We start from the raw sequence: 13948 nt of genomic DNA, 5'->3' as shown, positions 1-13948 counted from the left end.
TACTTCCCTCCTAGCTTCCTTTCTCGCTTTCCTGAGTTTTGTCAGTCAAGCAGCGCGCCAGAGTGTAGCGTTGATGTTTTCTCATGGACTGCGGCGACGGGGCTATATCAAAGTGCAGGAAGACTCGGCTCACTATTGGCACAAGTCATGGAGTTGTCGTGTCAGAGACGATCGCTCAATCCACTCCCTGTTCTCTCTGACTTTGCGAATCCCAGAGGTAAGTCTAAACGTCTCGAATCACTGAACTCAGCGTTGTCAGTGATAAAGAGTGTGAGCAAGCCAGATCGAAAGGGGAAAAATCACAGCCGGAGAGCAGAGAGACGCATGAGGGCATCACTGCTGGGCAACTGACCCAATTCCCCTGCTTGACTGACAAAACTAGGAAGCTGGAATGCAAGAGAGGACAGTGAACTCACGCTTCAAGGAGTCGCGTTGTCGCTTGGAGGCAAAAGCAGGAGTCAGGTAAGCCCGATAGAAAGCGACTTGGAGGCAAAAGCAGGAGTCAGGTAAGCACGATAGAAAGCGATAAATAGAGATCTCCCATTGTTGGGTGATAGCCAGTCGAATCTAGTTCCAACCGAGCTTGAGGTAACTTAGCTTTGTACCAACTGACAGAGCATTGATGATTACCTATGAAGTCCTGAACATCTCTGGCGTGAGGGGATTAACGGATGCTCAGAAAGTGGCGCTCAGAACATTGGGTGCGATCGAGCCGTGAGCTTAAGTTAGTGCTTTGCAGGCTTAACTTGTCTGGTCTATCGCTAACAAATGCCACAGACTGAAAGAGTCAGTTGCATCAACACCCCAGGAGCTTTTTCATCATGGCTATTCACTACACCAACGCTCAAATTCGCAGCATTCTTAACGGATTGGGGTTTAGAAGTCGCATTTTTAGTGACGATCGTACCAACCCCAGCTTTCCCTACACCGAGGACAACAGTCCCCTGACCGACCCTACAACTCAACATGCCATCCGCAAATTTCAGACGGAATACAAGCTGGGAGTAGATGGAACTGCGGGTTCAGAGACCAAGGCAAAACTAGAACAGGTGATGCGAATCCTGCACAGCGAGTTGAGGGCCCTGGTTGATCCCAGGTTTCCCACGGATCAGCCCTTTTACGGACTGCAAACGATCGCGACTATGCGAGCTTATCAACGTCAACTCGCTGAGGATGGCATTGCAACGCTACCCGTGCGCGAAAAGCTGTATGAAAGCTCTGACAGGACGGTAGCAGTCGAGCTAGCTGAAAGTTTGGCAGTCTAAACAGGAGTCTAATATGAACATTACACTCGATACCATCACACAAGCTGTGATTGAGCATGGCGATCGCGGTCAATCTCATCCGCGCCTGTATGAAATTTATACCAGTCTGGTTCAACATCTACATGATTTTGCGCGGGAGGTAAATCTCACTGAACCAGAATTGCAGCAGGGACGCAATTTTACTAATCAGGCAAGTCACCATACGCAAGAGATTCCAACGGGAGAAATCTATATGTTGACGGATCTACTAGGGCTTTCAGAGTTAGTAGAGTTATTGCATGATGCCCATCGTGGCACAGAAAGCAATCTAGAAGGCCCGTTGTATGTACCAAATGCACCAGAACGACGGATGGGCGATCGCTTAGGCATTGATCCAGAAGGTAGCATACTTCTTCTGTCAGGTCGGGTGTTGGACTTGAACGGTGAGCCGATCGCGAATGCGCTACTTGATGTTTGGCAGCCCAATTCTAAAGGACTGTATGACATTCAAGATTTATCTCAATCCCAGGGAAACTTTCGAGGGCGTTTCACCACAGATGCTAGTGGTAAGTATGGGTTTGAGACTGTAGTGCCGATGGGTTACAACGTGCCAGCTAGTGGCCCCTCTGGAGAATTGCTGAGGTCGCTGGGACGGCATACCTGGCGAGCGGCTCACATCCATTTCAAAGTTAGTGCCCTGAATTATACGTCGTTGACCACACAGGCTTTTATTGCGGGTGATCCCCATCTTGATTCTGATACTACTTTTGCCGTGCGATCGGCAATTGTTCAACTTCAAAAGCACGAAGCACTGGACGAAAAGGCCCATCCAAGTAGTCCGTTCTACACGACCGAGTTTGACTTTGTGTTGAAACCCGCTACTCTGGCGGAAAGCCACAAAGCAACAGCCGAACATTATGCCTACGCAATTGATGCCCAATAATCCACTAGTTGGAACGTGGAAGTTAGTTTCTGCCACTGCTATTCATTCTGATGGAACTAAAATTCCAGCCGTGTATGGATTGAATCCAACTGGCTACATTACCTACACATCGGATGGTCGCATGATGGTGATGTTTTCCAGAAGCGATCGCTTACCCTTGAGCCGAGAGATACGATCGCCCTTGAGCCGAGAGATTCAATCTATACCCGTTGAGGAACTTGCTCAAGCCTTTACAACATTCAATGCTTATGCGGGAACTTACACACTGAACGGCAACACAGTCATTCACCAGGTTGAAATTGCATCGATTCCCAATCGAGTTGGGACGACGTTGATTCGCACCTTCATCTTGACTGAGAATCAAGTAGCGCTGAGAACGCCACCCATCATGAGTGATAGCATTGAGCAGTGCTTCGAGTTGGTCTGGGAGCGCGTTTAAACAACAGAAGTGCGATCGTGATTCATTGCTAAAGTGAGATTGTGCCGTTCTTGATTGTGCTAGAAACACCCTTGATCGCAACTAGTCAAACATTTCTATCTCAGGAGAACACCTTATGAAAGCGATCGCATCAAAAATAGTAGTGATCATCACATTAACCGCTGGTATAATTGGTATGTCAGCCGCACTTAAAACATTGCTAATTGATACGGAAGCCAGAGCATCCTCTCCAGATGCAGCCAAACAACATCAGCAAGAAGTGATGAATCGATGTCTGCAAGTGAGCCGATTGCGAAACCCTCAACCTGTTGGCAGTATTGTCACCTTTGGGGATGATGTCGGCTACGATGCGCTGATGGTGCGAGGCAACTATCCTCAACCCCACATGAACAATCAAATGGGGCAATCCCTCTGCTTGTTCAACCGTCGAACCCGGCAAGCCTATAGCAGTGACGCTGGTCAGCCTAATCGCTATACAAGCCGTCGCTCTGGATTCCAGTTTGACTATCCTGCTGGCTTTGTGGTGGAGTCTAAATCATCTTCAGGGAAAGGAGACGATCGTTCCCTTGAATAGGTTAATCTGTGGACTCAGCATGATTATGACGGAATTAAATCGAACGTCACGCCTACCGAATTGCCGCCCAATGTTAGCGTCGCCTTGCAGAAAAATCCACAACGGTTGGGGTTGTTAGATTGGGTGTGGCGAAGGCGAAGCAGCCAATTTGTGTCGCCTGCTCGCTTTACGTCCTTAACAGTAGCAGGGCAGACTGCGATCGCGTTCCAGTCAACTGGACTCTACGACTATGAGAATGTGGTACTGGCAATGCCCACTAGTTCAGATGTCATGGTGATCAGACTGTCCAAAGACGGTTTGCCTGAGCGCAATGCTACCTATCGCCCTGTCTTTCAGCAAGTCATCTCTAGCCTTCAGTTTTCAGCCAGATGACTCTTACGGCTCACTCAGATCTTGCACCAGTCTCAACGAGTGCCCGACCACCCGCCCTGAAATCAATTTCGGGCTAATAGCTAAAGTCCGCTGAAGATTACTGGGCAAGCGTTTTAACCTATTTCAATGGGTTTGGGCTATTGGCCGCGATTTCTGTTCTCCCAAATTACTTAGGGCAATGATGGGAAGTTTTGTTCCAATTTCAGCCCTGCTATTTTGTTTCGCACTTGCAATGACTCAGGCAAAGTTGACGTGTCATCACTGCGATCGTACCAGCTATGTTTGGATTGGGATGAGTCTATTAGGATTGATTACAGCAATTCTCAGTGCGATCGCCGTAGGGCTTCTATCGATTACTCTGTTTCGATTGGATGTGCTGCAAAATGGACAACATGGCGCGATCGCTTCTATGGGAATGGTGGTAATTTTTACTGTGGTTATGACGCTATCGCAATGGATTATCCTGCGGCAAAGCGTTACGGCACCAGTCCTGCAAGCCTCTCTCAACGTAGTTCTCGGAACGGCGATATGGCTATTGTTTGTATCGAGAATCTTAGAGTATGAAGACACAGTGCTGGGATTGCCCTTATTCGCTGTCCTTTCAATTGGTTTGGGCGCGGCGCTAGGAGGCGTAATCCACAAAGTTTTGAACCTTATAGATTAGGACGGCTGACAACTGGACTCAAGGACTCAGAAACTACCATGACTGTCAATGCTACTGCTACCCTTCTGTCTGGTCATGCTCCGATTCCTGCCAAAATCAGGCAGATCGTTTTCGTAATTCTACTAGTTACCTGCGCCACAGGCATTGCCAATGTCTTTGGTCGGTTTGATCAACTGTGCCATCTGGCAGCGACCTACTATCACCGATACCTAGCCCAAGCGGGATTATCGGATAGCTTCTATGTTTGGTATTTTCTATCGTCAGAAACCCTACTAGCGCTAACGTTTGCTATTACTGGCAGCATTATTGCTCTCCACCCATCGACCACCTGGGTCACACTCTTTGCGGCGATCGCGCTGATGCTATTTGGAGTCACGGTGCCACCTCCGATGCACGCTCTAGTTACGTTGCAGGGTTCTATCCATCCAATCTTGTGCTTTGTCCATGCGATCGGCTTTGCGCTATTTGTAATTTTTCTCTACATCTTTCCTGATGGTCGATTTGTCCCCCGCTGGACGGGACTTCTTGCGGTCGTGCTGATTGCTTGGTCAGTCATGTGGCCCTTTTATCCACCACTCAATCCTTATCGATGGACTCATACACTTCCTTTTCTAGTACTCAACTTCTGGTTTGCCACTGGCATTGGGATTCAAATTTACCGCTACACACACATCTCTAGCCCAGTACAACAACAGCAAACTAAATGGGTAGTGTTTGGCTTAACTGCGGCAGTTTTGGGAGATTTTGTGACTCATATTGCCTGGTACATCTTTCCCTCGTTGGAGAAGGGGCCAGACTGGATGCTACAAATAGGCCATCAACCATTTTTTATTGCTTCACAGCTACTTGCCCCCTTAGCGATCGCGGTCTCGATCCTTCGCTATGGGCTGTGGGAAATTGACTTTATTATCAATCGCGCCGTTGTTTATGGGCTATTAACCACTGTTCTAGCGGCGGTTTGGACTGCGATCGCAAAGCTATTAGAGTTGGCATTCGCAGAAGTGATTGGTGAGAGTGCAATTCCACTCGTGGCGGGTTTGGCGGTACTGGGAGTTGGTTTAATTTTTGGGCCAGTTCGCCAAAGGCTGGAAATCTGGGTAAATCGTCATTTCTACCCGCATAAACTAGATCTAAGCCGCGATTTTGTTGAGTTTTTGCCAGAAGCTCGTGCCACGATCGACCTTTCGGATCTATTGCAGATTCTCATTCATCGCACGCTCGAAATTCTGCATATTTTGCATGGTGCGATCTTTATCAAAGATGCCAATGATCAGCTTCAACTGGCAGAAGTTCAGCACCTATCACCTGAAGCTGTGCAGTCGATTGAATGGAGCGATCGTTCACTCGATCAGATGCACAAAGGGGAAGTGAGCAAACAGCCTGAGAGTAGTGCTTTTTCGCTACTTGTACCATTGATGCTGCAACGAGGTGAGCGATCGGAGCTAATTGGAGTGCTGGCGCTAGGGCCTCGGCAAGATGGACGACAATATTCAATGGATGAGTTGTGGACATTTAAAAAGTTGGCAAATCGGGCTGGTACAGCTATCTACATTGCCCAACTCAACAGGTCAAACACCTTAAAACTTAAGCAGCAAATGATAGCACTAGAAAATCGGGTAAAATTATTAGAATCTCGATTCAATCAGTCAATAAAACCACCTTCTGAATACAATCCAAAGCCCTAGAGTAGTACATCAATTCCTAATTTTGGGCCGTGCAAGTTTTAACCCAGCGAAGAAGACTATACAGATCTGAGGCAAGTTACGGGTATCAAGACAGCTTTTATTCCAGAGGTACTCAATGAAAAGTAGATCTAGAATTTTGTCTGGTTTTATCTTCTTGTTTGTCCTAGCTGGCATAGTGCTAGTGGGCATGACAGGCGCATATAGCAATGACGATTTTTCGCGCAATCTTGGTAACCCGCGTTTGATTCAACGAGGCCGATATCTAGTAGTAGCAGCAGGTAATTGTGCTGGATGTCATAGTCGCAACAGATCACCTGACGATCCGACGTGGCTTGCGGGCTACTTACCAGGAACCCCAGGATTGCCCTTTCAAGTGGGGCAGTTTCAAATCTATCCATCCAACATTACTCCCGATGATGAGACGGGCATTGGTAGTTGGACTCCTCAGCAAGTTTTTAACTCTCTAAGTCACGGGAAAGATAATGAAGGCAATACGATTTGCCCACCCATGCCCTGGGTCTACTTTCGGAATCAGCGCGATCGTGACAATTGGGCGATCGTCGCTTATTTGAAGAATGGTATTAAGCCTGTTAAGAATCAAGTTCCTGCAAACACCGCTCCTGATGGAACTCGTCCAGACTGTTCACCGCTATTTCAAGAGGCCCAGTCGCTGCCTGCTTATCCTGGCACAAATGAAATTAAAGTTCGGAGCGATCGACGTTAGTGAAACGCCCTTTCTGTCGGTCTTCTAGAGTCACTGTGTTTATAACTTTTTCTATTCCAGAGGTGCTCAATGAAAAGCAGACATCGCATCCTGTCCGGAGTTCTCTCTTTGGTAGTGCTAGTCAGTGTGATATGTTTGGGCATGACTAGTGCTTATGGTCGAGACAATCTTTCTAATCTGGCAAACCCAAGCCTAGTTCGGCGGGGTCGCTATCTGGTGACTGGCGTGACTCATTGCGCTGACTGCCACAGTGCGGGTAAAACTCCCAACGATCCGTCGTGGCTGAGTGGATACCGATTGGGCAGTCCAGAGGGTGCGTTTACGATCGGCCCTAACACCACGGTTTATGCTTCCAATCTCACCCCTGACCAAGAAACGGGAATTGGTAGTTGGACTCCTCAGCAAGTCTTTGCGTCGCTGCGTCACGGGCAGGATAATGAAGGCAAAACACTCTGTCCACCGATGCCCTGGGACTATCTTCGCAACTTGACCGATCGGGATACCTGGGCTATCGTGGCTTATCTGCGGAATGGCATCAAACCCGTTAATAACTCAGTACCCGAAAATATTGGGCCGGGTGGAATGCCCCCAGACTGTGCCCCGTTGTATGAGGGATTAAAGCCGTTGCCTGCGTATCCTGGTGCAAATGAGAGGTAATGAGAGATGACTCAGCATTGTTGTTAGAGACAATCCGGTTTGAGGCGCTATGGGTTTCGGTTAGGGTTACGGCTTGCGATCGGGGGGATTGTCTTTGGCTGGCTGGGTGTTGGCAGTGTGGGACTGGCGCAAGTGGTGGGTGATGATACATTGCCTAATGGGGAGCGATCTGTGGTAACAGATATCTCTTCGAGATCGCAAGTCTCCGGCAATCCAAATTTTCAAATTAATGGGGGGGCAGTTCGGGGCAATACATTGTTGCATAGCTTCGATCGCTTCTCTGTACCGACGGGTGGTAGTGCGAATTTTAACAATGCAGCAAATATTACTTATATCCTGAGTCGAGTTACGGGATCAAGTCTTTCTAACATTGATGGATTGATTCGGGCGAATGGTGCTGCCAATGTATTTTTAATGAATCCTAATGGCATTGTTTTCGGTACAAATGCCCAGCTAAATATTGGTGGATCGTTCGTCGGAACTACAGCGAATGCGATCGACTTGGTAAATGGCGATCGCTTCTTTGCAAATCCTGATCAACCCTTGCCCAACCAATTATTGAATGTTAACCCGAATGCGTTTTTGTTTAACCAATTGGCGACGCAGGCGATCGTCAATCGCTCCACGGCGAACAACATTGGGTTGAGAGTGCCAGCAGAGCGAAGTCTCTTGCTGGTCGGCGGTGATGTGCGGTTTGAGAGTGGTCGAATTGTGTCTCCCGGCAGCCGCGTGGAGTTAGCAGGTGTTTCTGGACAGGGAACGATCGCCCTTACGGGAACCGGAAATGATCTGGGGTTGAGTGTCCCAGATGGGGTAGTGCGATCGGATGTTTCCCTTGATCGAAGTACAGTTGATGTCCGTAGTCGGGATGGTGGAAGTATTGCAGTTACTGCCCGTAACCTCCTGGTAGAAAGCGGTGCGCTGCGGGCTGGCATTAATCAAGGGCTGGGATTTGTGGGCGCTCAAGCGGGGGGTTTAGAGTTGAATGCAACGGATGCTATCACTGTGGGGGGGCAGAGCCGAATTTCTAATGATGTGGGAGCGGGCGCGATCGGGAATGCAGGCAATCTCAACATCACCACTAAATCTCTCTCTGTGTTCGGTCCTGCTATCCTGATTGTCTCTACTTTTGGGCAGGGCAATGCAGGCAATCTCATCATTAATGCCTATGACAGCCTCTCCCTGGATGGTAGCACTGGAAGGACTCCTAGTGGCATATTGAATCGGGTAGGTAACGGAGGGATCGGACAGGGTGGAGAGATTCGCATCACCACGGGTTCCTTGTCCCTAATCAATGGCGCTCAACTAGCTGCTAACACTTTTGGGCAGGGCAATGCAGGCAATGTGATCATCAACGTCCGTGACACCCTCCTCATAGATGGTACGAGTGGAAGATTAGGCAGTGGTGTCTTTAATACGGTGGAGGCAGGAGCGATCGGACAGGGTGGGAATATTCACATCACCGCAAACTCCCTCTCTGTAACCAATCGCTCTCAAGTGGGTGCTGGCACTTCAGGGCAGGGCAACGCAGGGAATGTCATTATCGATGTCCATGAAAATATCTTCCAAGATAGAGGTGATATTCTCAGCCTCGTGAGGCAAGGGGCGATCGGACAGGGTGGAGAGATTCGCATCAGCGCAGGTTCCCTTTCCCTGGCCAGTAGCTCTCAGTTGCTTGCCAATACTCGTGGTCAAGGCAATGCTGGGAATGTGACCATTGATCTTCGCGACACCTTTCTCGTAGATGGCAGCAACGTAGATGGGCAACTTGCAACAGGTGTTTTAAGCCGTGTAGACCCAGGAGCAATCGGACGGGGTGGAGAGATTCGGATTACCGCAGGCTCCCTTTTCTTAAACAATGGCGCTCAACTGATTGCTAGCACCAGAGGTCAGGGTAATGCAGGCAACGTGTTCATTAATGTCCGCGACACCTTCTCTCTGGATAGCAAAAATTATGAGCAATTTGGAGGGACTGCTGTTTTCAGTTCAGTGGAACTAGGGGGGATCGGACAGGGTGGGGAGATTCGTATCACCACAGGCTCTCTCTCCCTAACCACTGGCGCTCAACTGATTGCCAACACCACTGGACGGGGCGATGCAGGCAATGTGATGATTAACGCTCGTGACACGATCTTTTTGGATGGCGCATCTGAAGATGGGCTGTTCCGCAGCGGTGTTTTAAGCAATGTGAGCCAAGGGGCGATCGGGCAGGGTGGAACCATTCGCATCAACACTGGAGAGTTGCTTGTTCAGAATGGCGCTCGAATCACAGTGAACAGCCAAGGAACGGGAATTGCAGGCAACCTGGAAGCTAGTGCCCAAAAGATTCGCGTCCTTAACCGAGGTCAATTGACCGCAGAAACCAACAGTACTCAGGGCGGCAATATCCGTCTCAATGTGGGCGAGTTACTCCTACTTCGCAACAATAGTTTGATTTCTACTACCGCAGGTACAGCGCAAGCAGGGGGTGACGGCGGCAATATTCGGATTAATGCACCGTTTATTGTTTCGGTGTTGGGTGAAGATAATGACATTCGAGCCAATGCGTTTCTGGGGCGCGGTGGCAACATCAATATTTCTACCCAAGGCATTTTTGGCATCCAGTTTGCCCCACAGTCTACGCCCAGAAGTGACATCACCGCTAGTTCGCAATTTGGCGTAAATGGGATTGTCGAGATCACTACATTGGATACTGATCCCAGTCGAGGGACAATAGAATTGCCTAGCGGCTTAGTAGACTCCTCACGATCGATTGTGCAGGGCTGTCCTGCCGATCGGGGCAATTCCTTCGTCGTCACCGGGCAGGGTGGGTTGCCTCCAACACCCGATCAATCCACCGAAGATGAGGCAGGCTGGCGCGATCGACGAGGGTTTGCAGAACAAACAACAGGACAACAAAGCAGTGCCCAACCTCACCCTGTAGTCCCTAGTCCGATTGTTGAAGCAACTGGTTGGGTCAGACTTGCCGATGGCTCCGTGACTCTGATCGCTGCTGTGCCTGATAGTCTCCGCCAACCTCATAGCCCCGCCCACTGCAATGGTTCATAGCCCATGTCTCACCCTATCTACTTCGTGAAGTCCGGTTTACTGCGCCAGTTGTCTAAACAACGATGGCTCCGAATCGTGGGCTGGTTTATTGCAGCATGGCTAACCATCCTCCTCGGATTCTCTGCACCCTCAACATCAACGACTGTGCCCGATCCGCTCCAACCTGGAGAACGCCTCTATCAGGCAGAACAATTTACAGATGCGATCGCACTCTGGCAGCCTGTAGCCGCTAACTTTGCCCGTCAAAGCGATCCTCTCAATCAGGCACGAACACTGAATGCCATCGCAACAGCCTTTGAGCAACTGGGCGACTGGAAAGCAGCAAATCAGGCAATCTCAGAAAGTTTAAGCCTGTTAGCAAAACTATCCACATCAGATCATAGATCCCGTCCCAACCCTGTGTTTCTAATCGCACAAGCGCTGAATATTCAAGGCAACCTGCAACTACGCCAGGGGAAAGCGATCGAAGCATTGTCAAGCTGGGAACGTGCCGAAGCGACCTATGGGCAAATAGGCGATGCTGTAGGTCAAATTGGTAGCCAAATCAATCAGACTCGCGCCCTACAAGCTCTAGGATTCTATCGTCGTGCGGCTACGCTATTAGAACAAATTGCCCAGAAACTGCAAAGCCAACCTGACAATGCTCTCAAAGTAGCAGGATTGCAAAACTTGGGCAATGTTTTGCAGCGAGTGGGAGATCGCACCCGTGCCCGACAGGTCTTGCAGCAAAGTTTGGCGATCGCAGAACGTCTGCGTAACACCGGGCAAATCTCCCCAACAGAAGCCAACACCAGCATCAGCAGCATTCTTCTGAGTTTGGGAAATCTGGCACGATCGACCTTACCCTCCACAGCACAGCCAGAGCCAACCACCCCATTTTCTGAAGCATTGACTTTATATCGTCAAGCGGCAGACATTTCCTCCTCACCGACTCTAAAGCTGAAAGCTCAAGCCGAGCAACTGAGTTTATTTGTTGAGTCGGCACAACCAACTCCCGCACTAGATTTGTGGGCGCAAATTCAACCCCAACTCACCAAACTGCCCGCTAGTCGCACCGCAATATATACCCGCATTCACCTAGCGCAGACGCTAACTCAATGGAACAATGTAACTGTAAAATTCGACATAGCGCAACTGTTGGCAACGGCAATTTTGCAGGCTCGTGATCTGAGCGATCGCCGCGCCGAATCCTATGCTCTGGGAACCCTTGGCCATTTGTATGAACAATCCCAACAATGGGAACATGCCCGATCGCTCACTCAGCAAGCATTGACTCAAGCAACTTACGCCCCTGATATTGCCTACCAATGGCAGTGGCAACTAGGGCGAATTTATTGTCAGGGCACTCAGTCCTGTGCGGCTACGGGCAACCTGCAATCAGCCATCACTGCTTATGGCGAAGCCGTCAATTTGTTGCGATCGCTCCGCACCGATCTAGTAGCAATTAATCCAGATGTCCAGTTTTCGTTTCAGCAGCAAGTAGAACCTGTGTATCGTCAGTTTGTCGAACTATTGTTGCAAGCGACTCCTAGCGCACCCAGTCAGCAAAACCTCAAACAGGCGCGAGACGTGATTGAATCGCTGCAATTGGCAGAGCTTGACAACTTCTTTCGATCGGCGTGTCTGACTGTTCGCCCCGTCCAGATTGACCAGATTAATCCCCAATCGGCGGTCATCTATCCAATTATTCTGCCCAACCGTTTAGCCGTGATTTTGGCACTGCCCAACCAACCCTTACGCTATGCCGAAACTACCTTACCTGCCCTGGAAACCGATCGCATTCTAGACCAGATGCGGCAATCCCTAATCCCCACTTCGTTTGTAGAAGAACGCTTGCCTATTGCTCAGCAGGTGTATAACTTGCTGTTACGCCCGATCGCCACCCCGATCGCTGCTAGTGGTGTAACTACACTAGTTTTTGTGCCCGATGGCGGATTGCGAAATCTACCAATGGCAGCCCTTCACGATGGTCAACACTATTTAATCGAGCAGTACAGCATTGCCCTTGCCCCTGGTTTACAACTCTTGCCCCCACAACCCCTAGAACGTCAACAAATGACAGGCCTAATTGGAGGCTTGAGCGAAGCCCGTCAAGGGTTTGCTGCGTTGCCCAATGTAAACTATGAAGTCGATCGCATTCAAGCCGCTCTCTCAACTCAGGTATTGCTCAATCAGCGATTTACGAACACGGGGTTTCAAAAGCAAATTGATGCTAATCCATTTTCGATCGTGCATCTAGCCACCCACGGACAGTTTAGTTCTAATGCCGAACAAACATTTCTCCTGACCTGGGATGGTCGCATTAATGCCACCCAACTCGATCAACTGTTGCGATCGCGCAGTAGTCAACTCAGCCCCATTGAATTGCTAGTATTGAGTGCCTGCCAGACCGCAGAGGGTGATCGGCGTGCAGCATTGGAAATGGCTGGGATAGCAGTACGATCGGGCGCACGTAGCACTCTGGCGACCTTGTGGGCAGTCAGCGATCGTTCCACTGCGGCGCTAATGGTCGAATTTTATCAACAATTGAACAAACCCAACGTAACCAAAGCCGAAGCCTTACGACAGGCGCAGATTTCCCTTCTACAAAAACGGCGATCGTCCCATCCCTATTACTGGGCCCCGTTTATTCTGTTAGGAAATTGGTTGTAGTAACGCGATGTGCAACTTTTTCTTAGCCCCCTTTTGAAGGGGGTTTGGGGGATCACACCGTCGGAGCTACAGCCCAGAGATCCCCCTCAATCCCCCTTCAAAAGGGGGACGTTGATCAGAAAATTGCACATCGCATTGTAGTATTCAGTTATGGAAGTACGATTAGTTTGACTAGTACCGCTTCGCTAAATTTAAAGCCTATACACATTCCTACTAAACCTATGCCACCATCAAACCATTCTGATGTTCAATGTGCCCGTCTACGATCGCTCCAGGTTACATGTATAGCTAGTCTAGTTGGATTTGGGCTGGCTAGCACTATTATTGCTCCGACATTCGCCCTAGAACATCAACACCAAACCAGTCAGCTACCCCCGCCGCCGCCTAACCCTGGTAGTACCGCACCGGGTGGCCGCCGAGACGATAGTGCTTGCCCCCAAGATACCCAAAAGCCTAACCCAGTTTTAACGGCACTCACCCCCACCAATAGCGTAGGCTTAACTGTCGCAAAGCAACCAACCATTCTGGTTTATGTACCGCAGACCAAAGCCCAATCAGCAGAATTTAATCTCAGCAATCCTGCTGGGGGCAAGGTATATCGCACAACATTGGCATTAACCAACACCCCTACAATTGTTCGGATTAGCCTCCCATCCGATGTGCCGCCGATCGCAGTTGGCAAAGATTATTTGTGGTCATTTGCGGTAATCTGCAATCCCCAAAATCGCTTCCACGATCGCTTCGTCACAGGTGAAATTCGGCGTATCGAACCTTCCCCTGCGCTGATACAGATTCAGCAGGCGACCCCTCAAGAACGGCTGACACTCTACAGACAATATCGCAGTGCCAACCTCTGGTACGATGCTCTGATAACCCTATTTGAACTACGCAACCTGCTTGACTGACAAAACTCAGGAAAGCGAGAAAGGAAGCTAGGAGGGAAGTA

General features: G+C 49.5%; 13 protein-coding genes. All 13 read left to right on the top strand.

The window, feature by feature from the left end:
• Positions 1 to 244 (top strand): hypothetical protein (locus tag ACJ2PR_RS32305; protein WP_446880089.1); only part of this gene is annotated, 244 nt, incomplete at its 5' end.
• 577 nt (positions 245 to 821) lie between these two features.
• Positions 822 to 1265, top strand: a complete 444-nt coding sequence (locus ACJ2PR_RS32300) for a peptidoglycan-binding domain-containing protein (RefSeq protein WP_446880088.1) — start codon at positions 822 to 824, stop codon at positions 1263 to 1265.
• 13 nt (positions 1266 to 1278) lie between these two features.
• The gene (locus ACJ2PR_RS32295) at positions 1279 to 2187 is read left to right on the top strand and encodes a dioxygenase family protein (protein WP_446880087.1); all 909 of its coding nucleotides are present in this window, start codon (positions 1279 to 1281) and stop codon (positions 2185 to 2187) included.
• Positions 2162 to 2626: a lipocalin-like domain-containing protein gene (locus ACJ2PR_RS32290; protein WP_446857822.1), complete on the top strand. Its 465-nt coding sequence runs from the start codon at positions 2162 to 2164 to the stop codon at positions 2624 to 2626. The genes ACJ2PR_RS32295 and ACJ2PR_RS32290 overlap by 26 nt, the downstream gene beginning before the upstream one ends.
• Positions 2627 to 2741: 115 nt before the next feature.
• Positions 2742 to 3200 (top strand): hypothetical protein, encoded by a 459-nt coding sequence (locus tag ACJ2PR_RS32285; protein ID WP_446880086.1) that lies wholly within the window; start codon positions 2742 to 2744, stop codon positions 3198 to 3200.
• Between the two features lie 84 nt (positions 3201 to 3284).
• On the top strand, positions 3285 to 3572 hold the full coding sequence (locus ACJ2PR_RS32280) for a hypothetical protein (protein ID WP_446880085.1): 288 nt from the start codon (positions 3285 to 3287) through the stop codon (positions 3570 to 3572).
• A gap of 232 nt (positions 3573 to 3804) precedes the next feature.
• Positions 3805 to 4236: a hypothetical protein gene (locus ACJ2PR_RS32275; RefSeq protein ID WP_446866648.1), complete on the top strand. Its 432-nt coding sequence runs from the start codon at positions 3805 to 3807 to the stop codon at positions 4234 to 4236.
• Positions 4237 to 4274: 38 nt separating this feature from the next.
• Positions 4275 to 5921: a hypothetical protein gene (locus tag ACJ2PR_RS32270; protein WP_446880084.1), complete on the top strand. Its 1647-nt coding sequence runs from the start codon at positions 4275 to 4277 to the stop codon at positions 5919 to 5921.
• Positions 5922 to 6036: 115 nt separating this feature from the next.
• Entirely contained in the window at positions 6037 to 6645 is a 609-nt protein-coding gene (locus ACJ2PR_RS32265; protein ID WP_446880083.1) for a c-type cytochrome, read from the top strand.
• A gap of 69 nt (positions 6646 to 6714) precedes the next feature.
• Positions 6715 to 7302, top strand: a complete 588-nt coding sequence (locus ACJ2PR_RS32260; protein ID WP_446866652.1) for a c-type cytochrome — start codon at positions 6715 to 6717, stop codon at positions 7300 to 7302.
• 39 nt (positions 7303 to 7341) lie between these two features.
• Entirely contained in the window at positions 7342 to 10350 is a 3009-nt protein-coding gene (locus ACJ2PR_RS32255) for a two-partner secretion domain-containing protein (RefSeq protein ID WP_446880081.1), read from the top strand.
• A gap of 3 nt (positions 10351 to 10353) precedes the next feature.
• Entirely contained in the window at positions 10354 to 13002 is a 2649-nt protein-coding gene (locus ACJ2PR_RS32250; RefSeq protein WP_446880080.1) for a CHAT domain-containing protein, read from the top strand.
• Between the two features lie 221 nt (positions 13003 to 13223).
• Entirely contained in the window at positions 13224 to 13907 is a 684-nt protein-coding gene (locus ACJ2PR_RS32245; protein WP_446880078.1) for a DUF928 domain-containing protein, read from the top strand.
• The last annotated feature ends 41 nt before the right edge of the window (positions 13908 to 13948 follow it).

The organism is Phormidesmis sp. 146-33 (genome assembly GCF_052939515.1).
This window is presented reverse-complemented; position numbering and strand designations above follow the sequence as displayed.

Coding starts and splice junctions, on each gene's coding strand:
- ACJ2PR_RS32300 (WP_446880088.1), top strand. CDS start 822: ATGGCTATTCACTACACCAACGCTCAAATTCGCAGCATTCTTAACGGA.
- ACJ2PR_RS32295 (WP_446880087.1), top strand. CDS start 1,279: ATGAACATTACACTCGATACCATCACACAAGCTGTGATTGAGCATGGC.
- ACJ2PR_RS32290 (WP_446857822.1), top strand. CDS start 2,162: ATGCCTACGCAATTGATGCCCAATAATCCACTAGTTGGAACGTGGAAG.
- ACJ2PR_RS32285 (WP_446880086.1), top strand. CDS start 2,742: ATGAAAGCGATCGCATCAAAAATAGTAGTGATCATCACATTAACCGCT.
- ACJ2PR_RS32275 (WP_446866648.1), top strand. CDS start 3,805: ATGACTCAGGCAAAGTTGACGTGTCATCACTGCGATCGTACCAGCTAT.
- ACJ2PR_RS32270 (WP_446880084.1), top strand. CDS start 4,275: ATGACTGTCAATGCTACTGCTACCCTTCTGTCTGGTCATGCTCCGATT.
- ACJ2PR_RS32265 (WP_446880083.1), top strand. CDS start 6,037: ATGAAAAGTAGATCTAGAATTTTGTCTGGTTTTATCTTCTTGTTTGTC.
- ACJ2PR_RS32260 (WP_446866652.1), top strand. CDS start 6,715: ATGAAAAGCAGACATCGCATCCTGTCCGGAGTTCTCTCTTTGGTAGTG.
- ACJ2PR_RS32250 (WP_446880080.1), top strand. CDS start 10,354: ATGTCTCACCCTATCTACTTCGTGAAGTCCGGTTTACTGCGCCAGTTG.
- ACJ2PR_RS32245 (WP_446880078.1), top strand. CDS start 13,224: ATGCCACCATCAAACCATTCTGATGTTCAATGTGCCCGTCTACGATCG.